The organism is Sinorhizobium numidicum (genome assembly GCF_029892045.1).
GTDB lineage: Bacteria > Pseudomonadota > Alphaproteobacteria > Rhizobiales > Rhizobiaceae > Sinorhizobium > Sinorhizobium numidicum.
The window spans coordinates 655,470-681,846 of sequence record NZ_CP120367.1 but is presented as its reverse complement, the minus strand read 5'-3'; the positions used below and the strand labels follow the sequence as shown (position 1 = coordinate 681,846).

General features: G+C 57.5%; 23 protein-coding genes and 1 pseudogene. 13 read left to right on the top strand and 11 right to left on the bottom strand.

Features of this window, described 5'->3' with window-relative positions; all coding sequences use genetic code 11:
- Positions 1 to 39: 39 nt before the first annotated feature.
- Together PYH37_RS03315 and PYH37_RS03310 are read left to right on the top strand one after the other, a co-directional pair.
- On the top strand, positions 40 to 459 hold the full coding sequence (locus tag PYH37_RS03315; RefSeq protein ID WP_280732512.1) for a cupin domain-containing protein: 420 nt from the start codon (positions 40 to 42) through the stop codon (positions 457 to 459).
- Between the two features lie 78 nt (positions 460 to 537).
- Positions 538 to 1,551 carry a mechanosensitive ion channel family protein gene (locus tag PYH37_RS03310; RefSeq protein ID WP_280732008.1) on the top strand — a complete coding sequence of 338 codons (1,014 nt, stop codon included), beginning with the start codon at positions 538 to 540 and terminating at the stop codon, positions 1,549 to 1,551.
- Here the strand turns inward: PYH37_RS03310 and PYH37_RS03305 are convergent.
- The 6 genes from PYH37_RS03305 to PYH37_RS03280 form a co-directional block, all read right to left on the bottom strand.
- A complete protein-coding gene (locus PYH37_RS03305) occupies positions 1,534 to 2,022 on the bottom strand; it encodes an RrF2 family transcriptional regulator (RefSeq protein WP_280732007.1) in 489 nt (162 codons plus the stop codon). The genes PYH37_RS03310 and PYH37_RS03305 overlap by 18 nt on opposite strands.
- 214 nt (positions 2,023 to 2,236) lie before the next feature.
- The gene (locus tag PYH37_RS03300) at positions 2,237 to 2,419 is read right to left on the bottom strand and encodes a hypothetical protein (protein ID WP_425336074.1); all 183 of its coding nucleotides are present in this window, start codon (positions 2,417 to 2,419) and stop codon (positions 2,237 to 2,239) included.
- A gap of 72 nt (positions 2,420 to 2,491) precedes the next feature.
- The gene (locus PYH37_RS03295) at positions 2,492 to 3,268 is read right to left on the bottom strand and encodes a universal stress protein (RefSeq protein WP_280732006.1); all 777 of its coding nucleotides are present in this window, start codon (positions 3,266 to 3,268) and stop codon (positions 2,492 to 2,494) included.
- A 106-nt stretch (positions 3,269 to 3,374) separates the two neighbouring features.
- Positions 3,375 to 3,623 (bottom strand): recombinase family protein, encoded by a 249-nt coding sequence (locus PYH37_RS32380; RefSeq protein ID WP_425336088.1) that lies wholly within the window; start codon positions 3,621 to 3,623, stop codon positions 3,375 to 3,377.
- A gap of 330 nt (positions 3,624 to 3,953) precedes the next feature.
- Positions 3,954 to 5,165, bottom strand: coding sequence for a Na+/H+ antiporter NhaA (gene nhaA, locus PYH37_RS03285; RefSeq protein ID WP_280732005.1), 1,212 nt, complete (start codon positions 5,163 to 5,165; stop codon positions 3,954 to 3,956).
- A 368-nt stretch (positions 5,166 to 5,533) separates the two neighbouring features.
- The gene (locus PYH37_RS03280; protein ID WP_280732004.1) at positions 5,534 to 6,991 is read right to left on the bottom strand and encodes a TrkH family potassium uptake protein; all 1,458 of its coding nucleotides are present in this window, start codon (positions 6,989 to 6,991) and stop codon (positions 5,534 to 5,536) included.
- 1,311 nt (positions 6,992 to 8,302) lie between these two features.
- Between PYH37_RS03280 and PYH37_RS03275 the strand changes: the two genes are divergently transcribed.
- Genes PYH37_RS03275 through PYH37_RS03245 form a run of 7 tightly spaced genes read left to right on the top strand, consistent with a single transcriptional unit; the run spans position 8,303 to position 16,027 of the window.
- The gene (locus PYH37_RS03275) at positions 8,303 to 9,784 is read left to right on the top strand and encodes an aspartate aminotransferase family protein (protein ID WP_280732003.1); all 1,482 of its coding nucleotides are present in this window, start codon (positions 8,303 to 8,305) and stop codon (positions 9,782 to 9,784) included.
- Positions 9,785 to 9,820: 36 nt separating this feature from the next.
- A complete protein-coding gene (locus PYH37_RS03270; RefSeq protein ID WP_280732002.1) occupies positions 9,821 to 11,380 on the top strand; it encodes a glycosyltransferase family 39 protein in 1,560 nt (519 codons plus the stop codon).
- Positions 11,381 to 11,420: 40 nt separating this feature from the next.
- Positions 11,421 to 12,419 carry a UbiA family prenyltransferase gene (locus PYH37_RS03265; protein ID WP_280732001.1) on the top strand — a complete coding sequence of 333 codons (999 nt, stop codon included), beginning with the start codon at positions 11,421 to 11,423 and terminating at the stop codon, positions 12,417 to 12,419.
- Entirely contained in the window at positions 12,416 to 13,141 is a 726-nt protein-coding gene (locus PYH37_RS03260) for an HAD family hydrolase (protein WP_280732000.1), read from the top strand. Before PYH37_RS03265 ends, PYH37_RS03260 begins: the two co-directional genes overlap by 4 nt.
- On the top strand, positions 13,138 to 13,542 hold the full coding sequence (locus PYH37_RS03255) for a hypothetical protein (RefSeq protein WP_280731999.1): 405 nt from the start codon (positions 13,138 to 13,140) through the stop codon (positions 13,540 to 13,542). Before PYH37_RS03260 ends, PYH37_RS03255 begins: the two co-directional genes overlap by 4 nt.
- A gap of 16 nt (positions 13,543 to 13,558) precedes the next feature.
- On the top strand, positions 13,559 to 14,974 hold the full coding sequence (locus PYH37_RS03250; RefSeq protein ID WP_280731998.1) for a GMC family oxidoreductase N-terminal domain-containing protein: 1,416 nt from the start codon (positions 13,559 to 13,561) through the stop codon (positions 14,972 to 14,974).
- A gap of 30 nt (positions 14,975 to 15,004) precedes the next feature.
- Positions 15,005 to 16,027 (top strand): NAD-dependent epimerase/dehydratase family protein, encoded by a 1,023-nt coding sequence (locus tag PYH37_RS03245; RefSeq protein WP_280731997.1) that lies wholly within the window; start codon positions 15,005 to 15,007, stop codon positions 16,025 to 16,027.
- 9 nt (positions 16,028 to 16,036) lie between these two features.
- Here the strand turns inward: PYH37_RS03245 and PYH37_RS03240 are convergent, their stop codons facing one another.
- The 3 genes from PYH37_RS03240 to PYH37_RS03230 are packed head-to-tail and all read right to left on the bottom strand — an operon-like array spanning position 16,037 to position 19,300.
- Complete coding sequence (locus PYH37_RS03240; RefSeq protein WP_280731996.1) at positions 16,037 to 17,044, bottom strand: lysylphosphatidylglycerol synthase transmembrane domain-containing protein; 1,008 nt, start codon at positions 17,042 to 17,044, stop codon at positions 16,037 to 16,039.
- Positions 17,037 to 17,672, bottom strand: a complete 636-nt coding sequence (locus tag PYH37_RS03235; protein WP_280731995.1) for a response regulator — start codon at positions 17,670 to 17,672, stop codon at positions 17,037 to 17,039. The genes PYH37_RS03240 and PYH37_RS03235 overlap by 8 nt, the downstream gene beginning before the upstream one ends.
- Positions 17,672 to 19,300 (bottom strand): sensor histidine kinase, encoded by a 1,629-nt coding sequence (locus PYH37_RS03230; RefSeq protein WP_280731994.1) that lies wholly within the window; start codon positions 19,298 to 19,300, stop codon positions 17,672 to 17,674. The genes PYH37_RS03235 and PYH37_RS03230 overlap by 1 nt, the downstream gene beginning before the upstream one ends.
- 559 nt (positions 19,301 to 19,859) lie before the next feature.
- Here PYH37_RS03230 and PYH37_RS03225 point away from each other — a divergent pair.
- Positions 19,860 to 20,963 carry a Gfo/Idh/MocA family protein gene (locus tag PYH37_RS03225; RefSeq protein ID WP_280731993.1) on the top strand — a complete coding sequence of 368 codons (1,104 nt, stop codon included), beginning with the start codon at positions 19,860 to 19,862 and terminating at the stop codon, positions 20,961 to 20,963.
- Between the two features lie 8 nt (positions 20,964 to 20,971).
- Positions 20,972 to 22,111: a DegT/DnrJ/EryC1/StrS family aminotransferase gene (locus PYH37_RS03220; RefSeq protein ID WP_280731992.1), complete on the top strand. Its 1,140-nt coding sequence runs from the start codon at positions 20,972 to 20,974 to the stop codon at positions 22,109 to 22,111.
- Positions 22,112 to 22,352: 241 nt separating this feature from the next.
- On the opposite strand, the pseudogene PYH37_RS03215 reads toward PYH37_RS03220, so the two are convergent.
- A pseudogene (locus PYH37_RS03215) lies at positions 22,353 to 22,487 on the bottom strand (acetyl-CoA C-acyltransferase); the annotation flags it as partial.
- A 280-nt stretch (positions 22,488 to 22,767) separates the two neighbouring features.
- Here PYH37_RS03215 and PYH37_RS03210 point away from each other — a divergent pair.
- Positions 22,768 to 23,946, top strand: coding sequence for an aldose 1-epimerase family protein (locus PYH37_RS03210; protein ID WP_280731991.1), 1,179 nt, complete (start codon positions 22,768 to 22,770; stop codon positions 23,944 to 23,946).
- Here PYH37_RS03210 and PYH37_RS03205 read toward each other — a convergent pair.
- Positions 23,918 to 25,423 carry a Gfo/Idh/MocA family protein gene (locus PYH37_RS03205; RefSeq protein ID WP_280731990.1) on the bottom strand — a complete coding sequence of 502 codons (1,506 nt, stop codon included), beginning with the start codon at positions 25,421 to 25,423 and terminating at the stop codon, positions 23,918 to 23,920. The genes PYH37_RS03210 and PYH37_RS03205 overlap by 29 nt on opposite strands.
- On the opposite strand from PYH37_RS03205, the gene PYH37_RS03200 reads away from it, so the two are divergent.
- A complete protein-coding gene (locus tag PYH37_RS03200) occupies positions 25,371 to 26,303 on the top strand; it encodes a substrate-binding domain-containing protein (RefSeq protein WP_280731989.1) in 933 nt (310 codons plus the stop codon). The genes PYH37_RS03205 and PYH37_RS03200 overlap by 53 nt on opposite strands.
- The last annotated feature ends 74 nt before the right edge of the window (positions 26,304 to 26,377 follow it).

Sequence of the window (26,377 nt, the reverse complement as noted above, 5' to 3'; positions counted from 1 at the left end):
GCCTGCGGCGCACCGCCCAGCCATGAAAGGATTCCCGAAATGATCAAGTCAATCGTCTCCGCCCTCGCGGTCACGTCAGTATTGTTCGGCACAGCCAACGCCGACACTGCCGCCGGCGAGGCTTCCAAGGTCACGCTCGTCTATGAGCACGAACTGCCGAACGTTCCGGGCAAGAGCATCAAGGGCGTTCTGGTCGAATATGGCCCGGGTGGATTTTCCGAGGCCCATACCCATCCAGAATCCGCCTTCATCTATGCAACGGTTCTGGAAGGCTCCATCCGCAGCCAGGTCAATGAAGGCCCGGTGAAGGTTTATCATGCAGGAGAGAGTTTTTCTGAGATGCCCGGCGACCGTCATGGCGTCAGCGAAAACGACAGCAACACAAAACCTGCTAAACTGCTGGCGGTCTTCGTGGTCGATACCAATCAGAAGGGTCTGACCTTCCCGATCGAGAAGTAGGCCAGAGAGGGGCGGGATGCCGTCCGTCGCATCCGGCCCTGCCGCTGAATGCGCACATCATTGCGGGTGAGCCTTGCCATGTCCGATGATCATCTTTCGCTGCCGCTCGTGCTGATCAACCTTCTCGGGGTTGCAGGCATTGTCGTATGGCATCTACAGGGTCGTGATCGGCCGACTGCCCGATTGATCGTCCAGATCCTGTTCTTTACCGGCATGACGGCTGTCCTCGGCTTTAGTGGAATCCTGCCGCACCGGGTTGATGAAACGCATCTGAAAGGCATCGTTGCATTTCTTGCCACGTCTGCAAGGGTTCTCTGGTGGACGCACCTCGCATGGGCTGCCATTGGATTTGTGCGCATCTACATCGTTCTGGAGCGGAGGCCGCGGGAAGCGCGTCTGCTCCAGGATCTCATCGTTGCCGTCGTATATCTCGGCGTGGCGCTGTCGATCATGGGCTTCGTCTTCGATGCTCCCATCGGTACGCTCGTCGCCACCTCGGGCGTGGTCGCGATCATCTTCGGCCTTGCGCTGCAAAATACGCTCGGCGACGTGTTTTCGGGTATCGCGCTGACGCTCGGGCGGCCCTTCGTCATCGGCGACTGGATTCAGCTCAGCGACGGCACCGAAGGACGTGTCGTCGAAAACAACTGGCGCTCCACCTATCTGCTCACGGCCGCACACAATGTCGTTGTCCTGCCAAACAGCGCACTGGCCAAGGTTGGACTGACCAACCTCAGTCGTCCTGACGAGACGCATCAGATCACCTTGACCGTACGTATCGCGGCAACGCACATGCCGCACTTCGTTGAGGACGTCATGCGAGCTGCGCTGCGAGGCTGCGAGCAGATCGTCAAGGAACCACCGCCGGTCGTCGCCCTCAAAGCCATCGACGCCGTGGCAATCGAGGCAGAGCTCCAGTTTCGCGTGGCTGGTCCGGCCAACCGCACGCCGGCGAGAAATGAAGTGATCGATCTGGTCCATCGCCATTGCAAGGAGAGTGGCCTTTCTCTCGCAATGCCGCCCCAGAGTTATCTCTATGCCATCCCTGCTCCCAGCGAGGAGCCGCGTTCACGTTTATCCGGCACGTTCTAAAACCCATTCGAAGCTGCTTTTCCAAAGCTCCGCCGGAATCTCCTTCGACAAGGTCTCCGCGAGATCCGACAGCCTGACGCTGCGCAGCTTTTCGCGCCAGGCTTCGTCGGCTTCCCACATTATGCGCGCCACGGCGCAAGGACTACTCTCGCAATAGCCTTGCGGGCGACAGGGATTGTTGGCGCGGATATTGTTGCAGACAAAAGTGCGTGCCCTGCCTTCTACCGCCTCAACGATATCGAGGAAGGTCAGCTCGGCTGGTGTCCTAGCCAGGCGGTAGCCGCCCGACGGGCCAAGCGTCGTGTGGACAAGGCCCGCCTGGGACAGGCTCTGCAGCGCCTTGGACAGGTATTCCTTGGGAAGACCGTGAAACTCGGCAAGCGCTTTGGTCGACAGATAGCGGCCCTCGGGCAGGCCGGCGAGAATGGCGCAGCAATGCAGTGCCCATTCCACTTGGCTTTTCAGGATCATCTATTAATTCCGGGGTCGATGCTGATCGACAGCCATTACGGATAACGAATATCCCTATTTCTTCGATGTGTAAACAATACAGTTGTCGGTTCGTATGAAGCGGAGATCGTGGCAGAGCACCAGACGCCTTCTCGCGGTAGACGCGGACGGGTCATCGCTCTTCATGACCATTACGCGACGTCCGTTTCTCTGCGCTTCCGCTCTTCGGGAGAATTCAGTAGCCTGTTGAGGATGAGAGGCAGGATACCTTCAGGCTTCTGATTTCGACATTCGTCTCTATCGCCGCCGTGGTTTCGACGTTGAAGCTGTTGCCGTTTGTCCTTCGGATCGTCACCGCCGTGATGACAAGCCGCGGGTCGGATGTGTTGGTACAGCTCGTGATCGCAGCGATCGCCACCGCGCCGTGCTCCGGTTTCAGTATTTGCTGACAAATGACGTCAGCGTTGCATCTCCGCCGATCAGCCGCTGATCAGTGGGACATCAGCACCGGCATCGCAACGTTACTCAGCAGATCCTTGGTAGCTCCACCGAAGACAGCTTCGGAACGGGGCGAGTGGCTGTAGGCGCCGCACACGATGAGGTCCGCATCTTCGCGGTCAAGGCCTGCAAACAAAGCACTGATCATGTCCGTTTCGCCATGGTCGCGCCAGCCCGCCAAAGCGACCGTGACGCCGTGATGTTCAAGGTGTGCTTTGATGTCCTGAACGTCCTTGTTTTGATCACTGTAGTTGGAAGCGAAGATGAAGAGGAAGACCTTGTGCGCCAATTCCAGGACTGGCATGGCGTCGTGAACAGCGCGGGTTGCCTCGCGACTAAAATTCCAAGCGACAACAACGTTGTTCCCGATTGAGTTTTCACCTGTCCAACCGGAGGGAAGCACCAGCATTGGGACACCGGCATTCAGAAGAACGTCCTCTGGAACAGCCGAATTGGAGAGATGCCGGTCGTCGGCGCTCGTTTGTGTGGCGATCAGGAGATCGGCGCAATGAGAAAACAGCTGCTGCGCTGTCCGCGCATCCGGCGAGGCCAATCGATACTCGAAATCGATATCCATTCCCCGCAGTTTTGTCAGGAACTCCTGTTCAATGGCGGGTGCAGCATCGTGGTTCTCTGCTGCCATATTCGTGCTGATGTCGACGCCGATGAGCCTCGCCTGGTATTTTGTGGCGAGATCGACCGCAGTACGGACGCGGCCGGCGGTGTCCACACCCCCATCCAAATACACAACAATGTCTCGAAAGGCCATGATCTTCTCCCCTTGGAGACTTGGGTGCCGAAATGTAAGTCCAGAGATTATCGGCCCAAAGACGGTCAACGCTGAACCCCATCACGACTTTGAGTGTCAACGCTGGTCAGCCGTTGACGGTTCCCGAGCTATAACGGCGGGATCTCCGCTTGCAAATGCTATCTACGTGATCCCGCCTGGCAACGGGCGAGCCGCCCGGGCTCCCATCCCTTCGCGTTCGGGTAAAAGGCAGGCGACTTATGCGATCGATCTTCGCGCCAATCACGACCTCCCCGGGCTGAAGGTCCGCGATCAGGCGCAGCAGCTTGGGTCGATCGGCTCGAGCGCCGGATGCCTTTTCGCGGTAGAACGCCAGCGTGTAGTAGCCGGCTTCCTTGCTTGAGTGATGATCGACTCTTGTCGATCGAGGCCCTGCCCTTGCTTACGGACCCGAAGATAGACACGCACAACGCGCATTACGCCCCTGATTGGCCAAATAGGATTATACCGTAGGGAGCCCTAGTTCTGTCAGGCCGGCGACGACCATTCACTTGCGCAGCATTTCGCGCGACACCCACAGCCCATGCTGCCGTGAGGGCGGAAACGGCTACGCATGTTCGAGATGAGCCTGCGCGAGAAGCAATGCCCCTGACGCTCACCCGCCGACGCTCCGTAGTGTTGTCTCGCAGCATGGAGCGCCGCCCGTTTAACTCGGGTGCCCAAGCTTCCTTCTGCCAGTTCCCCGCAGCACGAGGTATCCTGCTAGGCCGGCGATCATGGAACCAGCCAAGACGCCGATCTTCGCGTGATCCTGCATGGCCGGATCATCAAAGGCAAGAACGCCAATGAACAGACTCATCGTGAAGCCTATGCCGCAGAGCAACGACACACCTAACAGTTGATCCCACCCGACATCAGACGGCAGATCGGCAAAACCCAGCTTGACTATCAGAGCAACTGCTCCGAAGACACCAATGAGTTTGCCGATGATAAGGCCACTTCCCACACCAAGCATAAGCGGTTCGATTAGCGCCGATGGCGTGACGCCAGCAAGCGGGACACCTGCATTGGCAAATCCAAAGATCGGCACGATCAAAAAGGCGACCGGCTTTTGAAGCACGTGCTCCAGTTTGTGCAGGAGTGAGGCATTGGGGGACGCCTCCGGGTTCCCCGGAGTGAGGCGGATGGGGATGGCAAGGGAAAGGATGACGCCAGCCAGCGTGGTATGGACACCTGACTTCAGCACAAGAGCCCAGAGGATCACCCCGAAAATCAGATACGGCCAAAGACGCATTCCGCCGAGCCTATTGAAGGCGACCAGACTGGCGAAAACGAAGGCAGCCCCTCCAAGCGCCAACAAGTTCAGATCGGCTGTATAGAACAAGGCGATGACAATGACCGCGCCAAGGTCATCAATGATTGCCAGAGCAGTGAGAAAAACTTTCAGGGACACTGGCACGCGTGGCCCGAGCAGTGACAACACACCCAGAGCAAACGCGATATCTGTAGCTGTGGGGATCGCCCAACCCTGAAGCGCCGCCGGGTTGCTGTGATTAAAGGCAACATAGATCAGAGCGGGCACCAGCATACCGCCAGCCGCAGCCGCTCCCGGCAGAATTCGACTGCTCCAGCTCGACAATTGCCCATCCAGCATTTCTCGTTTGATCTCCAGACCCACAAGCAGGAAAAAGACAGCCATCAAGGCGTCGTTGATCCAATGCTGAATGCTCAAAGGTCCCACGTAAATCTGCAGCAAGGCGAAGTAGCTGCTCGCAACGGGCGAATTGGCCGCTATCAATGCCAGCAGGGCGACTGCCATGAGAACAAGTCCGCCGGATGCTTCATTGTCGAGAAACTGGCGGACGGTGGAATCGACACGTCCTTTTGCCGCATGTTCATGAAACTGGTGCTGGGACATGGGTGCCCTGCTCCAAACAAGGTTGCCAAATGTTCTCCGTAAGTTTGGGGAAGCCCAGGCGCACGCAGCACACGCCATGCAGTCTATATAGTCCTTAGTAATGGCGGGACTAGATATGTTGGGAAACTTGACGGGAAAGCAGGCGTTACAGGCCTTGGGCGAAGCTCCGTGCCGTTTTCCTCATTCTCGCGTAGGGGTGGGAATAGCTTAGTTTCTCCGGCGCGCTAGCAATATGGCTCGATTGTTGACCATGGCGCAGACCGCAGCAGAACCTCGCTGCCATGGGTGGCTCGAACTGAGAGAAGGGAGAAGGCAAGACGGAGAAAGGGCCAGCGCACGAAGGAACAGCGCTTCGGCGGATAGTGACGTCAGCGCCGCCAGAACCATGGCTGCAAAACAATGAAGAAATTTACAAGCTCGAGCCTGCCGAGGATCATCGCGAGCACGATCAGCCATTTGGCTGCGTCCGGGATCGACGAGAAATTTGTCGCCGGGCCGACGATCGGACCCAAGCCGGGGCCGGCATTGGCCATGCCTTGTGCCACGGAAGAGATGGCCGAGAGAAAATCGAGCCCTGTCGCCATCACCATGAGAGACAAGAGCAACAAGGTGATGATGTAGAGAAAGAAGAAGTTTCGCACATTGCTTATGACTGCGTCGTCGACGGATTTGCCCTGAAACCGCACCGGCACAATGGCGTTCGGGTAGAGCATGAGTTGCAAAACCCTGCCGACCCCCGCAAACAGAAGCTGCCAGCGGAAAATCTTGATTGCCCCGGCCGTGGACCCTGCGCACCCTCCGACGAGGTAAAGCATGAAAAACAGTCCGACCGCAAAACTGCCCCAGGTCGAGAAGTCTGCGGTTGCAAAACCCGTGTCCGTCATGATCGACGTGACGTTGAAGGCGGACAGGCGCAGCGCCGTTGGCGGGGCCGTGCCCTGGGAAATATTCCAAACCGTGCACGTCAGAATCGCGGCCGCCAGGATAAGCAGAAAAGGCCTGATCTGTCCTTCGACGAGGCGGCGCTTACCGCGGGTCAACAGGAAGACGGCATAAAAGGCCAGCGGCAGCGCGCCGGAGATCATGAAGACTTGCGTCACCACCTCGATCGGCACCGAGTTGTAGTAGCCGATTGAGGCATCCTTTGTGGAGAGACCACCTGTCGCGATTGTCGTCATCGCATGATTGACGGCATCAAAAGTAGGCATTCCGGCAATAGCGAGCGACACGGCGCACGCCAAGGTGAGTGTAGAATAAACGATCAGGATATTTCGAGCGATTTGACGTACTTTGGGAAAAGGCTTCTCGGAAACGTCAGAGGACTCGGATCGGAAAAGCTGCATTCCGCCGACGCGAAGCCCCGGAAGCACGCTTAGCGCCATGACGATTATGCCTATCCCGCCCAGCCATTGTAGCAGCGAACGCCAGATCAGCAGCCCTTCGGGCATTTGATCCAGCCCGACGAGAATGGTCGAGCCGGTTGTGGTCAAGGCCGACGCCGCCTCGAAGACCGCGTCCGTCCAACTGAGGCCCAAGGAGGATGCATAGAGCGGAACGGCGCCAACGATAGAGACCGATAGCCATGCGCTGACGGTAATAAGAAAGCCGGTCCTGCGGTCGGTGAGATTGACCTCGCCTTGGCGAAACGCCGCCATCAATAACACTCCGAACCCGCCTGCGACTGCCGAACAGGTGACAAAATTCGCTGCCTCCTGCGGATTGTCGAACGAGACATCGACAATCGCCGGAAGCAGCATCGCGAGTGCCACGGCCAGAATAAATACGCCGTTCAGGAAAAGGACAAAGCGAAGACGATCGGCTGTCATGGCAGGCTAGGCAACGCGGTTTCTGCGGTTCTCAAGAAGGCCGCCACTCTTCTAAGGCCATCGTCCTGCCGTTCGCTCATATGCCGGGACCTCGAGAGCGAGCGCTCGCAAGCGCTGCCCAATTTCGAAAGCTATGTGGCGATCCTCGCTCGCGCCGGCATCAAATTTCTATTCGTAAGATCGAGAGCGGTTATAAGGAAACTATAAAAACATGCTGCAATGGAAGTCGGAGTAGCGCCTGGTGCGGTCACCGTTCTCAGGGCATCCACATTGGCCGTTCTAAAACACGATCTCCTGCCCGCGGCCACAGCGGAAGAAATAGCAACAATCGGCGCTTGGTGGCAGGCGACGATAGATATTGCCCGAGAGAAAGAATGTTCTAGAGCGACACCATGGTCGGTCTCTGAGGTTTGCACCGGTGGCATGAGGAGCGGCCTCGACTAGAAGGGCTTTGCGCATCCTGGATGGGTTACCCAAATGTTTGCGGGAAAAACTCCAAAACGTCAGATCATTGAATCACCCAGCAGATTGGTATGGGACGCCGCACCTGTTCTCAGATTGGATTGAGAGCTCAAAGGGCAAGACGCTCGATGCTCGCGACGGCAGCGTGACGCAGTTGCCGAAAACAGTCCAATTGCGAGGAACTGGCCCTGCGGCATAGCGTTGAAGTATGATAGGCGTTGAACGGGCTGATACAGGCGGTGGTGGCGGCAAATCCGATTGCCCGCAGTTTGGAGCCTAACTCATGGTAAGCCGAAGCATACCCTTTTGAATATTTTATCTTGGACAATGTTCAGTTTGACGGCGCGGTCATTGGTTGTATTGCCGGCCAAGCAATTCGAGAGGCTGTGGTCGACGTTGAGGGCCGTCGGTATCGATTTGTCGGCCTTGCGCGTCGAGACTCTAGTGGCCGCCTTGACGTCGAAGCACTACTTGCGGGTGAGTGGATCGTACAATGCGCACTTGTGTACGTCAGAGATGACGGGCCCTCCACTAATTTAAGGGAAAATAACACCACTTCGATGTTAGAACGGGTGTCAAGTCTATGCCGCCGGCTCTTGGCGAGGAAGCGGCACGACCTCACCCGATGGCAATCGCCACTCCTTGGATGAATCGTGACCGAATGCTTTCCCGTGATGCCCTCATAGTCTTGCATATAGACCCGCGACATCCGTTCGATAAGGCTGCGTCCTGCACGATGAGCTGCACAGGCTACAGGGTTCCCGCACCGTATATATAAAACGCTAGATTCCGGGAGGCTTCTCGAGATGGTATTAAAATAGCCGGATTTTCACCCTCGGAGTGCGTTAGGTGTTCACAGTCGCGGGCGTTGAAACCTCTGAAAATATCGGCACTGGTCTCCCATTGCTATCACTTGATCAGAGTCTAGATCTGGAAAATACAGCTGCCAACAGGCTGTATTCGCAACACCTCAACAAATACATGCTTCAAATATTCGATATCCTCGGTCTGAAGGACATGGATATCAAGGGAGCCCAAGGGCTCGAGATCTGGCTGAGTGATGGCCGCACTCTGTTGGATTTTTCCGCTGGGCTTGGGGTGGTGGGGCTTGGCCATAACCACCCACGCATCATAGAAGCCGAGCGAAAGTGTCATGAGCGCAAGGTCATCGACTGTATCAAGATCGCTCCGCACAAACTGCAGGGCGCGCTTGCCTACAATCTGTCGCTGTTCCTGCCACCGCCGCTGACGGTCTCATTTCTCGCAGTCTCCGGAGCGGAAGCGAACGAGGCGGCGATGAAACTCAGCGAGCGCGTGCAGACACCGAAAGGCAAGAACAAGTTCCTATGTATGCGGGGCGCATTTCACGGCAAGACGCACGGGCCATTGTCCCTGACCACGGCCACGGATGTCCAGTCCGGCTTCTTGCTGGGGGTGCCGAAGGAAAACGTAGTCTACGTTTCCTACGGTGATATCGAAACGATGCGGCAGGCAATCAATGCGGAAACCGACAGCAGCGGCCGAAACTCGATCATTGCCGCCATCGTCGAGACTATCCATGGCACGACGTGCGAACTCCCGCCAGCGGGATACCTCAGCCAATTCGCAGAGCTCTGCAGGAAGAACGATATTCTCTCCATTTTCGACGAAGTGAAGGTCGGAATGGGACGCAGCGGCAGGTTCTGTGCCTTTCAATACGAGGATGCCACCCCCGATATCGTCACGCTCGCCAAGACTTTGGGCGGTGGCAAACGCGAAGTCGCGGTGATGGTCACGTCGCAAGCCTTGTTCGATCGGGCCTACGGCAACAAACAGGACTGCAACCTTCATAGTTCTAGCTTCAGCGGCCTCGGCGAAAGCTGCGCCGTGGCAATCGAGACGCTCAACATCATTCAAGACGAAGGATTGATCGAGAACGCCGAAAAAAATGGTCAATACCTCTCGAAGCGCCTCCACGAGCTGAAATCAAAGTATCCGAAGCAGATCCTCGATGTACGCGGACGCGGGCTGTTTCAAGCGATCCGCCTCAATTTTCACCAGGAGCTGGTATCGAAACTCGTTGACATTTCAAAGAACCCTTTGTTTCAGACCTATCAGACCGTGTTAATTGGTGCAGTCACCCGGCAACTATTTGAGCGGCACAATATACTTGTGCACTTCCAGCCCGGCGCGCGCGACATACTGCACTTCATGCCGCCTTTTGTCGCGCAGCAGCACCATATCGATAAACTCATCGCCGCGCTGGATGACACATTGTCAAGCGGAATAGCGGACGCGACGCTTCGTTTTGTGACGCAGAATATCGCACGGGTCTTCCGCGACATGACGTAATTATTTTATGTATTATCGGGTCATGCGGATCGAATCATGTACTATGATGCTTCTGTAAATTCCGATGGACGATCGAATCGAGTAGGTTTTGATCGCCAATACTTGATCTTTGCGACTTTGGCGTCTCTGTTGTCCGTCGCCCTCTTCTTATTCAATACAAGGCACGGAATTGGTATTTACCCCGACACTGCCCGATATATGGGGATCACGGAACAGCCTTACGACGCGCCGCTCTACGCGTGGCTGCTGCAGTTTCCAGCATCGCTTGGCTTTGAGATGGCGAAGGCGGCAAAGGCCTTTGGCTTGTCCGTCGCCTGCGCAAACACGCTGCTGATCTGGCATCTGTTGACTAGCGCTACTCGCAAGCAACATTATGCTGTCTTCGGCACTACCGTTATTATCCTCGCGCCTCAGTTCGTCACACAGCATTCCCTCGCCATGTCGGAACCGCTGTTCCTGTTTTTGCTTCTGCTCGTATTGCTGTGCGTACTGCGCTATTTCCGTAACGCCAGACGGGTGTGGCTGATTGCGAGTGCAGTCGCCTTGGGATCTGCTGCTCTCACGCGATTTACAGCGCCCCCGATGGGTGCGGCGATTGTAGCGTCCATTCTTCTCAACCCACGGCACGGCGTGGCGCGGAGAATTACGGATGCCGCCATTTATGGAATTGTGAGTGCAAGCATCTTTCTGACTTGGTCGGTCATCAGTCATCTTCAGAAAGGCCATTCCATCGGCCGGGAGCTCTGGTTCTACGGTAATATGGGAACCAGTGAATGGCTGAGCAGCCTGGGAGCCCTGGCGGCATGGTTGCTACCGGACGATTTCCCTTTCGCCGTTCGTGTGCTCGCCCTATGTGCCTTCGCCATCGCTTCGACGGGCCTAATTCTTGTCCATGCATATCGAACGCTCCATAGCGCCCGCACGATGAACGTCGCCTACGGTTTTCTTCCGATAATCCTTGGCCTGTTTTTCCTCTTTTACATGGGATTCATGGTCCTGGCGACGTCGATCGAGGCGAATCTATCCTTGAACGGGAGATATGCCTTCCCAGCCTACGTCATGACAGTCATTGCGATCACGATTACTCTGGCCGAGTTCAGGGACTCCGGAGGTCTTCTTAAAACCGCGCATCATGGCCTCGTGGTTCTGGCGGTTGTCGTATTGTGCAGCCATACCGTGCGCACAGTCGTGAGATCCGCCGACGCCTATCGCTCCGGAATTGGCTATGCCAGCCTCGAATGGACCAACTCTCCGACGATGGCGGCAGTGAACGATCTTCCCGCAAATGCCTTGATCTACAGCAATGGCCCGGATGCAATTGCCTACGTGCTGAGACGCCCTGCCCGGTACATTCCAGAGCACTTCAAACTGCGGACCGGCAACGAAGACCCGTCAAATCCATTCGAGAAACAGATAGGCGACCTGCTGCGCGCGTCTACCGGGCAACCCGCATACCTCGTCATGTTCGACAGGATCACATGGCGCTTCTATCGCGCGTCGGAAGCCGAACTAAAGCAGCTTCTTTCTCTCGCTACCGTAGCAACGGCGCCTGACGGCCGCGTCTACCGCATACTGCCGACATCGAGCCCGGGTTGATCCTGTGTCTGAACATCCAAAAGAGCTGGAAGGGGAACACATGGAAAGCGGTGCATTACCGATCGCCCCCATTGTGAACCCAAATAGGGCGTCGTTCAGACATTATCTTGCGCTCGCCAGGCTTGACCACGCCACGAAGCATGTCTTCATCATACCGGGCATTATTCTCGCCTATGCCCTGCGCGAGCCCTCACTGGACAATGCCGTAGCATCGATGATCGTCGGGTTTTTGAGCGCAATTGCCATTGCGTCGGCGAACTACGTCATCAATGAATGGCTTGATCGCGAGTTCGACGCATATCATCCGCTGAAGCAGGCCCGCGCGGCTGTTCAGCGGGGGCTTTCGCCATCCCTTGTCTACATGGAATATGTGACCTTTGCCGCAGTCGGTCTGTTGCTCGCGTTACAGGTCGGGACGTTGTTCTTCTTGACCTCAGCCCTGTTTCTGGTCTCTGGCCTTGTTTACAACGTCCGACCGATCCGATCAAAAGACCTGCCCTATATCGATGTCATCTCCGAATCGATAAATAATCCAATCCGACTGACACTCGGTTGGACGATGATCGACGCAGCGACCCTGCCGCCCAGCAGTCTTCTCCTGGCGTATTGGACCGCAGGGGCGTTTCTTATGGGAGCCAAGAGGTTGTCCGAGTACAGAGACATCTGCTCCGCCTCGGATCGTGATCTGCTTCAGCGTTACCGCCGGTCTTTTCGCTTTTACACCGCCGAGAGCTTGACCGTTTCGTGCTTTCTTTACGCCATGGTCTCGGCATTCTTCATTGCAGCCTTCCTGGTCAAATATCGGTTGGAATACATCGTGGCGATGCCGTTTATCGCTGTGCTGTTTTCATCTTATCTCTGGCTGTCATTGTTGAGGAACTCGATCGCTCAACGACCGGAGAGGTTGTTTCGGTCGCGCCGTCTGGTCGCTGCGCTCTGCCTTGCGGTTTTCGCTTTGCTCGTCACTTCATTCGTCGACATACCCTCTTTCTACGATCTTTCGAAAGAGGACTTTACTCCGGTTGATAGATTGAAATGAAACTTTTCGCCCGAACGATATGGGATAGCCGCGATCTCGTGGTTTTTGATCTTGATGGAACGCTCTATGACCAAGCGCGCCTTAGAATTCGCATTGCCCTCAGCTTGCTCTCTGAAGCGGTGCGTTCGCGTACTTTCGACACGGTGAGGGTGTTACAGCAATTTCGCCACTGCAGGGAGATTTTGGCGCGCACGTCTCCGGATGACTTCATCGAACGCCAGTTCACAGACACGGCGGCACTCTGCCGCTGTTCAAGGGGGGATGTCGAAAAGGTAGTCCGCGAATGGATCGATCGACGACCGCTCACCTTCCTTGCCGCCTGCCGTTACCAAGGCGTCGAGGAACTCTTCGACGGACTGCGGCAATCGGGGCGGATCATCGCCGTCCTTTCCGACTATCCTGCCCGTGAGAAGCTTGATGCCTTGGGGTTAAAGGCGGATTTGGTCGTCAGCGCGACTGACGATGACCTGCAAAGGCTGAAGCCGGACCCAACCGGGCTTATCAAGATACTCTGCACGACCGGCGTCCCAGCCGACAGAGCGCTGATGATAGGCGACCGCTTCGATCGTGATTGGGCGGTTGCAGACAGCGTTGGCATGGATGCGATCATCCGCTGCGGCCGTCGAGATCTGCGATGCACCACATTTCGGTCCTATCGGGATCCGCTGTTCGAGCCGATACTTCAGCGACGGCGGATCGCCGCCGCGGGATTAACACCATGAGGTTGGCGTCGATCCACTTATTTCCAAGTGTCGAAAAATGCGTCGAGGCACTTGCGGATACGCTGGTCAGCCTTGAACGGCCGGACTCGGACGAGCAGGAAAATCTTGAGGCGATTGCAGCCTTCCTCCAGACAATTCTAACGAAAATGCCAGACCACCTTGGTATCCCTTTCCGTATTCTGACACTGATTTTTGACGCCTGGCCCTTGGCGGCAACTGGAAAACCGTTTCATGCCCTCGATCTGGCGCGTCGTATCGATCAGGTGGATCGTTGGGAGCATTCGCGGCTTGCCTTTCGGCGGACACTAATCGCCTTCTATCGGCCATTCACCATCTTCGCTTTCTATTCAGAACTCTGCAAACAGGACGTTCTAGTTGGCGCACACACGAAACAGAACTGAGGGCGTCACCCGGCAAATGGCAGCCGAGGTGGTGGTGATAGGGTCCGGCCCCGGAGGCGCCGTCACCGCGATGCTTTGCGCCGAGGCGGGTAAGTCCGTGCTGCTCGTCGAAGAAGGAAAAAATTTACCGCTCCAATGGCCGGCACATTTTTCGAGTGACGAGATCCTGCACAAATACCGGAATGCCGGCGTGAGTATTGCCGTTGGCTCTCCACACATTGCTTATGTCGAGGGTCGCTGCGTCGGCGGTGGTAGCGAGATAAACCGCGGGCTCTATCACCGTACACCTGCGTACGTTCTTGACCAATGGCGCACCGAGTTCAATGTGCGGGATCTATCGCTTGACATTCTGGTGCCCCATTTCACCGCGTGCGAGGAAATCGCTCGCGTCGAGTATCTTCCGGGCGAGGCATCGCTTCTGTCAATGCGTTTGTATGAGGGGGCGAGCAATCTTGGCTGGCGTGTTGTCGAGGCTCCGCGTCTCTACCGTTACGCTGGTGGAGGCAGCAAGCAGTCCATGTCCGAGACTTTCGTCCCGCGATTTCTCGAAGCAGGAGGACGGCTGATCGCTGACACCTCCGTGAGGCGGCTTTCACGAACTGGTGGTAAGTGGCGGATGGAAGCGAAGCATGCGTCGCCGGAGGCCAGTTCCCAGGCTATCGAGATTTTCGCCGACAAGGTTTTCTTAGCCTGCGGAGCGGTTCAGACGCCCGCCCTCCTGCGGAGAAGTGGGCTGCGCAAGAACATAGGCAATTCCCTGCGTTTCCACCCGATGTTGAAAGTCGTCGCAGAATTCGACGACGACATCAATGTTCCCGGCGATTTCGATCCCGTCCACCAGGTCAAGGAGTTCGAGCCTCATTTCGGTATGGGATGTTCCATAAGTAACCGTCCCATGCTCGCCTTGGCCATGGCCACCCGCGCCGACTCTTTTGCTTTGGTTGAGCATCGGTGGCGCCGCATGGGCATATACTACGTTCAGACGACTGGCGGCTGCGCGTTGGTACGCAATGCTGCTCCTTTTCGCGATCCCTTTGTGCGCGTCTGGCACAGTGATTATCAGCTGCGGGAATACGCTGACGGGATGAAGCGGCTTGCGGAGGTGCTTCTCGCCGCCGGCGCCACTGCAATCTATCCCACAGCACCGGGCTATCCGGTCCTTCGCTCCATGGCTGATGTTCGCAAGCTCCCAGAGACCTTGCCAAGGGGGTCCGGCAATCTGACGTCGGTTCATATCTTTTCGTCGTGCCCGATGGGCGAGAACGAAGCTTTGTGCGCGACCGACTCCTTCGGACGCGTGCATGGGGCAGATGGACTCTATATTTCCGACGCGTCCCTGCTTTGCGGCCCGACGGCGGTGAATCCCCAGGGCACGGTGATGGCGATTGCGCACCGCAATGCGACCAGAGCTATCGAAAATGGCTTCCACTGAGCGTTATTTATTTCCGGTACAGGGATAAAAATGAGGCATCTGATCACCGGTGGTTCCGGCTTCATCGGCCACCTTCTCGCCCGCCGCCTGCGCGAACGCGGAGACTCCGTGCGCCTCCTTGACGTCTGGTCAGACCCGGCACGGCCTACGGATATCGAGTTTATCGAGTGTAGTATCCTCAACCGCGAGGGTGTTGCTGCCGCTATGCGGCATGTTGACATCGTTCATCACTGTGCTGCGCTCGTCGCGCAGACAGGTGCTGGTCGTCGTCATTGGGACGTGAACCTCGACGGAACGCGCATCGTTGCCGAGGAGGCGGAGAAGTCTGATGTGAAGGCGATATTCCACCTCAGCACGACCGCAGTATATGGCATCCCTCCCGCGGGAGCGATCGACGCGTCGACGCCGCTGCGGCCGGTGGAGGCCTACGGTCGATCAAAACTGGCCGGTGAACTGCTGATGAAGGAAATCTGCGGACGCAGCGGTATTCCGCTGACGACAATACGTCCGCGTGTAGCGCTCGGCCCTGGCCGCCTAGGTATCTTTCAGGTGCTGTTTGAATGGATTCGAGAAGGCAGAAATGTTTATGTCATCGGAACTGGCGACAATCGCGTTCAGTTCGTACACGCCGAGGATCTCATAGACTTCTATGTGCTGGCGCTGGATACAGGTCGGCCGGGCACCTATAACGTCGGTACGGATCGCTTCCAAACCCTTCGGGAAGACCTCGAGCGCCTGATCGTCCATGCGAATAGTGCCTCGAAAGTGCGCCTTCTGCCTGAGTTCCTCGCGATCAACACGCTTCGACTGCTTTACTGCGCGCGCCTATCTCCGCTCGTTCCCTGGCATTATCTTACCTATCACAGGGACTGCCATTTCGATGTTGCGCCTCTACTGAGGATGGGATGGCGGCCCAGATATTCAAACGCGGAGATGTTGCACGAGACATATGATTGGTACCGTGCGAACCGCATTACCAGTGTTGCTCCAACGTCGCCGCACCGCTCGCCGCTCCGCCAGGGAGCACTGAAGCTTTTGAAACGGCTGTCTTGATGCGTGTTCTTAGGTCGGGCGCTGAACCCTCTCATAAGCGCCGAAGAGCAGCCAGCTGATACCAAAAATGGCGGTCGGAGCCCAAAGGATCACATGAGCCAGCAGGACGACCGCCACAGCCATTTGTGCATCGACGCCAACAAGCGCGAAGGCCTGAACTCCGAAAAACTCGAAAGCGCCGAAGTGGCCGGGAAGACTCGGCACCAGAGTTCCAAGTGTGCTGAAGGCGAATGCCACGAACGGTTGGAGCAGGTGGTCGGGGGAGCCGCCCAGGCTCAGCCACGCTCCGATAAGAACGAGGCTTTCTAGAATCCACAATGCCAGCGAAATCACCGTGAGCACAGCGATCCGGCGCCACGACCCGACCTGAAGCACGGCTGCGGAAGTGGCTTTCAAAGCCGAGAGCAGGCTTGAAGCTATTGAAAGCTCGACTCCGCGGAACAGTCTTTCAAACAATCGGCTGAGAAGGGCTGGCACAAACAGCATTCCCAGTCCTCCAGCTAGGGCGACAACAAGAACGAGCTGAAAATTCCGCATGAGCGCCGCCGGGGCTGACACTTCCGCCAGCATTAGAGCCCCGGCGCCGAGGATGACGATCGTCACGAGATCGAGAATTCGCTCAACGATCATCGTTCCGAGCACAGTGCCAGCGGAGATTCCAAAGCGGCGGCTGAACCACAGTACCCGAAAACCGTCACCAAGGCGCAATGGCAGCACGTCGCTCATGCCAAAACTGGCGATAAAGGGGCCAATGGTCGGCCCCAATGGCAAGCTGCGACCGGTTGTCTGCCCAAGCATGATCCAGAACCGGACGGCCCGAAGCAGGAAATCCGCCACGAACGCCAGGACGGCAAGAAATAGGGGTGCAAGAGTGGCGCGTTGCAGCAAATCGCTGACTTCCGCCAGATTCACGTCCCGCAGGACGAGAACGACGAAAGCTGCTCCTGCGATGAGGCCCAAGCCAACGCGCAACGTGGTGTTGAAGCGGCCGCGCAATAATTGGTCGCCGTCAACCATTGTGGCCGGCCATATACTGTACATGAAGGGCCGCCAGCGTCGCGCGATTGGTGATCTCCAGCTTTCGGTAGATGTTATGGAGATGAATTCCGATCGTTCCCTCGGATGCACCGAGTCTCTCGGCAATCGTTCGGTTCGAAAGCCCTCCGCATATCAGTGCCGCGATCTCCCTCTCGCGTGCGGTCAGCAATCCGAATTTTTTAAAGATAGCGACTTGCGGCATAGCGGTCGCCTTCGCCACCAAATCATCCGGTAGCCACTTCTCTCCTTTTCCGACCTGGCGCATACAATCGAGCAGGGCTTCCGGGGCATATTCTTTCAGTAGGATTCCGCATACCCCCAAAGCCATGGCCTCGGCAATTTGCGGGCCGCTCATTGTTGCCGTTAGAAAAATGGACTTCAGCCGCAACCGCTGGCTTTGCAATGCGCGCAGAACGTCGAGGCCTCCCATTCTCGGCATCGCTACGTCGAGCACGGCGATGTCCGGCTGAAGGTCCCTAATGAGCGAGACTGCGTCTGCTCCGCTCACTGCCACACCCACGACGTTGAAATCCGCCGCTGTACTCAAGATGTCTTGAAGCCCGCGAAGGAGTAACGGATGGTCGTCGGCGAGAACAACTGAATGCATCAGCGGCTCTCCGGCATTATCGGTAGTTTGATGTGGATCCCAAATCCGGGAGTGGTTCGGCAGATTGCCAGGTCGCCGCCGAGCTTTGCGACCCGAGCTGAAAGCGATAACGGTGTTTGAAGCTTCGCGTTCGGTGCAATGCCCGCTCCGTTATCGATGAGTTTCATTTCCAGCCCGTTGCCATTGTCTATGACAGATATGCTTAGCCCGGTGGCCCGACCGTGGCGCACTGCGTTGGCCACCGCCTCGGATATGAGCTGCATGATTTCATGCACCACTCGTGTTGGAACGGCCAAATCGGGTGGGCTGAATGAGATCTCGATTCGGCAGTTCCACTGCTCTCTCAGGAGTTCCAGAAAGTCCGACAGAGACTGGTCCAGTCGAGTATGAGCTGGCTCGTCACTAGTCCGATTGTCCTCAACAAATTGCCGGACGCGCTGCTGTTGCTCTAAAATCAGCAATCCTACTTCACTGATTTGGAGCTTGGCATCGTCCTTGACGGTTCCGCTGAGCAGCTTGAGTTTCAATCGTGCGGCGGTGAGGTTTTGCAGGACGCCGTCATGCAGGTCGCGCGCCAACCGCATTCGTTCTTCCGACCGTGCCGCCTCGGTGGTCTGTTGAATGAGTGAATGCCGCTCAAGTTCGGAGCCGAAGCGCGTTGCAATGATCTCTGTCAAGGCATCCCCTTCATCAGGACGGAATGCCGAATTGATAACGAAGACACGTCCACGATACCCAACACTGGAAAAAGCCGCTGAGGAAAGATGCCGCACGGGCTGATCCGCGCTCACCGTAATCTCGGGCAAGTCGGCCATCAGCGCGGCGAGTTGCTCTTCGCTTTTCCTGATGAAATTGTGATCGCCGCGACGATGTGATGGCTGCAGATCATGCCGAGCCCAGAAGTCTGTGTTTCGGATGTCGATTAACTGTAGCTCGCCATCCATCCAGTGCGCGACGCAACCCGCGTCTTCCTCCTGATCCCGCCACACGACGATCAAGCGGGAATCGCCGAGGACCCTCGATGCGTGCTTAAACAATAGGTCCAACCATGCGACGCGACTGCCGCTTATGGCATCAAAAGGAAAGCCCGCGAGCTGGGTCAGACGCTGGCGACTGCGTTCGCGATAGGCACCGAAATAGCCGAGTGTTACCGCAGCAAGCACGAAATACGTCGACCGCATGATGAAGATGTCCAATTCGGATTCCCCATCCAACAAATCGGGGAGCCCCACGATCAACTGGACAAAGAGGGCGATAAGTGCTCCGAGCGTTGCCCCCTTCAAGCCCCAGCGCATCGTCATCGCCAGGATTACGAACGGAAGAACTGTAAAGAAAGGACTCGCCAGCTCGTTGGTTAGAAAGGTTAGCCAGCCGACCACACCAGCATCAACTACATGAGTGATGAGGTGCACGGGGTGGTCGAGCGGCTTGCGCAACGGGCGGAGAACCAGCACGAGCGAGAGGAAAAGATACAAACCCAGAACCACTCGCGATTCATGAAGAAGCGAATTGGGTCTCGTCGGATCAAGGTAAATCGCCAACATGGCGAAGACCGCGGTCACCAGCCGCCCAATGCATATTAGCCGCTCAGGATCCGTGCTCAGGAGCCGGTCGCGCGCCAGGCCCATAATTCCCTTCCGGTTCCAAGGGGAGTGCGTCGGCCAGGTATTCCGGCTTGGGCTCACCATGCGCAACTCCGTCTGGAGGCACCCGCTGTGAAAAGTCATTTTAGTATGTCCAAATCTTTGGGCTAACGCCGGTAAATGTCAACGATGGTGAATTCCGAACTACCTCTCAGGCATGAAGTTCGCATCCGTTGTTCGTATCCGGGCTTTGACGCTTTCGCGTCAGGAAGAATGAATTATGTCACTGGTCCATGCTCCCTTGGGAAGTATCCAAACTCGACTCGGGCACGAGATGGCATGAACCGATCCCGCCGATGGAAGTCATCGAGAACGGCCGAACCACCAAGAACGTCTGCAGTGTTTGACAGAAAAACACACGCGCAGCGATGGTACTTCAATTCGAGATTATCACGCAGATTGAATTCACACCAAAGACGATAAAGTGCTTGGCGTATTGTTCGTTAGGGCCTTTTATGACGCCCTCGATTCGAACGAGCAAGTAAACATTAGGAGGGTGGAATGCCTATCGACGAATTCGCGGAGTTGATAAACTTGCGGCTCGATGACCATCTCGAATGACACGATAGGACCAAGCTTGCGCAACTCGAAAGAATATCCAGGCTTATTAGACCGCCCAGGCACTTCGGAGGGTTTTCAACTTGCGGTGATCGGCTGCGGAGCCTGGGGCAAGAACCTGGTCCGCTGCTTTGCTGAATTGGGCTGTCTCGGCGCTGTCGCCGATCACCACTCCGCGACAGTCGCGGCCGTTCTTAGCCGTTACGGCAGCCGAGCCCTTTCCTTTGAGCAGGTAATTGCCGAGCCTTCGATCCAGGCGGTGGCGATCTCCACGCAACCGTCAACCCATTACGACCTTGCCAAGCGCGCCCTTCTTGCCGGCAAGCATCTCTTCGTCGAAAAGCCGCTCGCGCTTGAGCTCAAGCATGCCGAGGAGTTGACCGATCTGGCACGGCGCTTGGATCGACGACTCATGGTCGGGCATATACTACAGTATCATCCCGCGTTTTCCCGGCTCCAGAGCCTCATCGCGACCGGTGCTATCGGCCGTGTCCTGCGGATTCAGGCCAACCGCATGAATCTGGGGGTGATCCGGTCCGAGGAGGATGTGCTCTGGTGTCTAGGCCCTCATGATGTCTCTATTATCTTGGCTCTTGTGGGCGCAGAACCAAGCGAGGTTTACGGCATCGGCGGCTACCACCTGCGGAAATCGATAGCCGACGCCGTCACCCTTCACCTGGCCTTCCCGGCCGGGGAGCAGGCCCAAGTCAATCTGTCCTGGTTGCATCCCGTCAAGGAACACCGGCTCACGGTAATCGGGTCAGAAGCTATGATCGTGCTCGACGATGGAGCGCCATGGGAGCGCAAACTGCTCTTATATCCGCACATCGTGAATGTGGCAGAGGATGCAACGGCAACAATCCGAGCCGAACCACTTCCAGTCGCGGTAGAGGAGAATGAACCGCTAAAACTCGAATGTCAGCATTTTGTCGACTGCATCGCCCAGGGGCGTGATCCGGTAACAAATGGTGACGAAGGGTTACGCGTGATGCGAGTCTTGTCCCAGGCCAGCATGATGATGAACCCCAGCCATGGCTGCCAGGCCAATTCTGGACGCACGGACGCTGTCCACCGCCCTTTGAACGTCTAGAGGCGAGCATGTCAGACCGGATCCCTTTTAACGATCTTGGTGCGCAGCGCCGGTATCTTGGAAAGGCCGTTGACGAGGCGATCCGCAGCGTCCTCGATCACGGCATTTACGTCATGGGCCCGGAGGTTGCGCAACTCGAGCAAGATCTCTCCACTTTTTGCGGTGCCAAGCACGCGATTTCCTGCGGCAGTGGAACCGATGCCTTGGCCCTTGTATTGATGGCCAAGAACGTGAAGGCTGGCGACGCGGTGTTCTGTCCGTCCTTTACGTTTGCGGCCACCGCAGAAGCCATAGCCGGACTTGGCGCGACGCCGGTGTTCGTCGACATCTGCGAGGATACCTTCAACCTCGATGTCAGGAGTCTTCGTTCCTCCATAACAATGGCTAAGGACAAGGGTCCTAAGCCAGTCGGCATTGTTGCGGTCGATCTGTTTGGCCAGCCAGCCGACTACTACGACATCGAGGCAATTGCAGCCCGCGAGGGCCTGTGGCTGGTCTGTGATGCAGCTCAAGCCTTCGGCGCAAGCTACAAGGGGCGGCAAGTCGGTACAATTGGGCTTGCCACCACAACAAGCTTCTTCCCGACCAAACCCTTGGGCTGCTATGGCGATGGCGGCGCGGTATTCACAAGCAATGCCGAGGTGGCTGACACCATCCTCTCGCTCCGTATTCATGGCCAGGGGAAGGATAAGTATGACAATGTTCGGATCGGCATGAACAGCCGTCTCGATACGGTACAGGCGGCCGTTCTGATAGAGAAGCTAAAGATATTTCCGGGTGAAATCACCGCCCGCAACCGCATCGCGAACCGCTACAATAAGCAACTGCGCGACATTGCCACCGTCCCGAACATCCTGGCGGGCGCGACCTCGGTTTGGGCGCAGTATACGCTGCGCCTGCCAAGGTGCGACCGCGGAGTGTTCCAGAGCTTCCTAGCAGCGGCGGGCGTTCCGACAGCCGTCTACTATCCAAGGCCCATGCACCGCCAAGCTGCGTACTGGCACTTCCCGACTGCCCCGAATGGCCTGCCCGTCTCTGATCGCCTTGCTGCCGAGGTCGTCAGTCTGCCGATGCATCCCTATCTGACCGAGGAGGTGCAGGATCAGATCACGGCTGCGGTGCGGGGAGCATTGGCGACTCAGGCTTGACTTCAGCCTCACATGGGAGAGCCGATACCACTACGTGTGGACTCCTGCCCAGCTTGCGACATGCCGTTCGCGCGCGGATCAAGGCGGTCCATCGGGGGGATCGCTGCGCACGGTGCCCGGCGAGTTCTCGCGCCTTGTAACCGAGGCGTATGATCGAATGTCTCGTGGACAGCGGAAAAAGGGCGGCCCAGTTTCCCGTCAGCATCATCGTCATCGCCTCGACAAGGTCGATCAGCGCCGTCAGACCGCCGCCGGTGCACTCGGTGGTGATACCACGCCTTGGCCTAAGCCGACGCAAGGCGTTGACGAGATGAAGCACGAGGCGGTTTCCGCTCGTGCCGAGCGGATGCCGGAGGCTGATCGCCCCTCCATCCACAGCGTAGCTCCCGAAACGGCTAGGCCCTCACACCGAAAGCGGAGGCCTCTGCGATCCGGAAATCATGTCCTTTATCTTCCGGAGCAACCAGCGGTCATGACCCAAACCAGCCATTCCTGAGCCGTCTTGCTTCTCCGAGGCACTCAGTTACACGGCACGCGTCGGCAAAACTGTGATGGTGATGTAATCTGACGCACTAGCTGATTGTGCAATGCCACCATGCCTGCAAGCGTCGAAGCGATTTCCGGGCGCATTGACCTGGCTTTAAAAGGGCGAAGCAGTGGTCGAACTGTATGGTCGGGTGCTGACGAGGCGTGAAGTTGCCGCGCATTCGGGGGCGCTGTCGCAATTCGCCGGCGTACGGCTGATGACGCTTGGAGACGGGCTCGAGCGGGGAATAAGAATGCTGGAGTTCCGCTCCGGTACGGGCCTCAGATTCACGGTTCTCGTCGACCGAGCCCTGGACATCGCGGAGTGCGAGTACAAAGGACTCCCGATCGGCTGGCATTCGCCGGCAGGATTTCGCAATCCGGGGCTGCTGGATTATGAGGGTGAAGGCGGCCTCGGGTGGCTGCGCTCCTTTTCGGGCCTCCTTGTCACCTGCGGCCTTGATCACATCCTCTTCATGGACGAGGCGCCGGCCGTTCACTATCGCTATCCGCACCGCAAATCGGTCAAGGCCTCCATCCACGGACGAGTCAGCGGCATCCCGGCCCGGCTCGGCGGCTATGGCGAGCGATGGGAAGGAGATCGGTGCTTCCTCTGGTGCGAAGGCACAGTGACTCAGGCGACGGTGTTTGGCGAAGACCTGCATCTGACCCGGCGAATCGAGATCGAGGTCGGCACCAACGTCGTCCATTTGCATGACGAAGTCGCCAATCGCGGGTTCTACCGCACCCCGCACATGTACATGTACCACATCAATGTCGGGCATCCGCTCATTGATGAAGGATCGCGCTATATCGCGCCGATCGCCGATGTCGTCTGGGCCAGTCACGCAGGGCAAGATTATCAGGGCCAGGGCGTCGGCTACTGGCGCTTCCCTGCTCCTCAACTCGATTTTCTGGAACAGGTCTGGCAACACCAGTTGGCAAGCGATCCCCAAGGCCGCACGCCGGTCATGGTGGCGAACGACCGGCTCGGCATCGGCTTTAAGGTGATTACGCGCACGGACCAGTTTCCCTGCATGCTGGAGTGGCAGAATTTTCAGGCCGGCAACTATGCGCTTGGCATCGAGCCCTCGACCAATCATGTCCACGGGGCTGCTTTCGCGCGTGACCGGGAGGAACTGATCTGGCTGGACCCGGGTGCGGCGCGGCACTATGAGACAAGCCTTTGCATTCTCGACGGCGCTTGCGAGATCGCTCGCGCCGAAGCGGAAACGAGAGCGCTAGGCCGGCAGCCGGACGAGGATTATCCCCAGCCGTCTTTCAACTATACTCCGCTGGGCGAACGTTGACCGGCGCGGCAATTCTTGCGCTTTCAATCGCCGCCTCGCACAGGCGCAGCGAAACCAAGTTCCCACGCGCCGAATTGTTCGGCGGATTGCCGCTTTCTATGGCGACAAGCAGGGCTCCCATCGCGCCAGCGAATCCATCGTTGAACCACTGGCCGGCAAGCTCCGGCCGCGCGACGCCATCGGCAGTATGCAGACTGACTGTTTGATGACCGAGGTCGGGTCCGGTGCTGCGCAGTGTCCCGAGTGTGCCGACGACAACGGTTGAATCCTGCGCTCCGAAGCGTGTCATACCGTCGAAGACGAGCGAGGCCTGTCCCCCCGGATAGGCGACCAGTGCTTGGGCGAGAAGCTGCGACGCTACCTTCTGGCCATGCGCGCGGCTGCCCGTCGCATAGACCGTTTCCGCCGTGTCACCTATGATGCTGGCCAGGAAATCGAACCAGTGGATGGCAAAGTCGTCCAGCACGATCTGGTCGATTTTTTCGAAGGGCGTCCCGGCGATCCACGAATGATCCCATTGGATGGAAACGTGAACCGCCGTCACCTCCCCGATCAGTCCGGCGGACACGGCTTCCCGGATGTAGCACAGATGCGGTGCCCAGCGGCCGTTCTGGTTTACGGCTAGTAGCACTCCGTTTCGGTCGGCTAGTTCAACCAATTCACGGCCGACATCAAGATCTCGCACAAACGGCTTTTGCGACAGGACGTGCTGTCCGGCCATGATCGCCCTTCGTATCAGCGGCAAGCGATCCTCGGGGTGCAGCGTAATGTCCAGCACGGATATGTGTGAGTTTCTGATCAAATCGTCGATTTTGTCGGTGGCAAGGGCGTTGGGAAAAAATTGATCGCGCCTGCGCTCCGCCCGATCCAAGTGCCTGTCGCAAATCGCGACTACATTCAGTCCATAGGTCCGGTAGGCATCCAGATGGGCAAAGCTGATGCCGCCGGCGCCGATCAGCCCGATGCCCAGTGATTTGTCACTGGGCATGGGAGGAGCGTAATCAAGGACCGGCCCCTCGACCGGCGTGGCATCCCTCGCGACCAGCGCGTAGGAGTCGCGCGCCGACAAATCCGGCAATTCCTTATCCGATTTCGCCATGGCGACAGGTTCCAAGATTTTGGCGCTTCCTGGCCCATTCGGAGCCGCCAAGCTTTCCGGGAGGATCAAGCGCACCACCTTATGGAAATATACATGGCGAGGAAGATCTGCGCTGGAAAATATCACCCAAACTGATGCAATCTGATTGGACGTTTGATGGCGCGCTGCGGCGCGCCGATTACCACTGACAGCAGGAGGCTTGCAATCCGTCGAAAAAGAGGATGCCATCGCCGAGGGGACGTGGGCTAGACGAGGACGCTGCCCGGCCCCTGGCGCCCGACGGGCATCTTGGAAGGTAGTCATGTCAAAAATGGGAGGAAAGCAGATGGTGACGAAGCTACGATTACTTTTGTGCGGCTTGTTGCTGGCGATGGCCATTCCAGCGGCGGCCCAGGCGAAGACCTTCTATTGGATTTCGCATGGCGGCCCGGCCGATCCGGTCTGGACCTACTTCCTCGCCGGCGCGAAGCAGTGGGCTGCGGACACGGGCAACACGGTCAACACCTCGTTCCACAATGGCGACGTGGCATCCCAGCAGGAAGCCGTTCGTGCCGCGATTGCGGCCAAGGCCGACGGTATTGCTACCACCAGCCCGGATCCCGGCAGCTTGGTCGAAATCGCCAAGGAAGCGAACGCCGCGACGATTCCGATCATTAACTTCAACACACCCGATCCGACGGCGAGCTTCGACGCCTATGTCGGCGGCGACAACGTCGTCTTCGGCAGGAACTGGGCGCAATACTTGGTCGACAAGGGCCTTGTGAAGAAGGGCGACTTTGTCTGGATGCCGGTCGAAGTCCCTGGCGCCACCTACGGCGTCCAGGAAGAGGAAGGAATCAAGAGCGTTTTCGAGCCGCTCGGCATCACCTACGAAGTCACCGAAGCCACCCTCGACCAAGCCGAGGTGATCAGCCGGATGGCCGACTATCTCACCGCCAATCGCGCCAAGATCAAGGCCATCATCGGTCTCGGCGACCTGGTGACTGGGTCGATCAAGCGCGTTTTCGACCAGGTTGGCGTCAAGCCGGGCGAAATCCCTGTCGTCGGCTGGGGCAACTCGCTCGACACGACCCAGGAAGTCCTGACCGGCTACGTGAACGCCGCCCAGTGGCAAGACCCACAGGCGACGAGTTATGTGGCGCTTTCGCTTGCAAACATGGCCGCCAGTGGCATCCCGCCCGGCTTCGACGTCATCACCGGTGCGCTCTACGAGAAAGATACCGCGCAGGTCTACGACGATATCCTGTCGGGTAAGTAAGCTCGATATGAGAGACATTCGCGGCCAGCGCCGTCGCGAATGCCTCTATCATTCCGTCGAGCCGCGAAACCGTC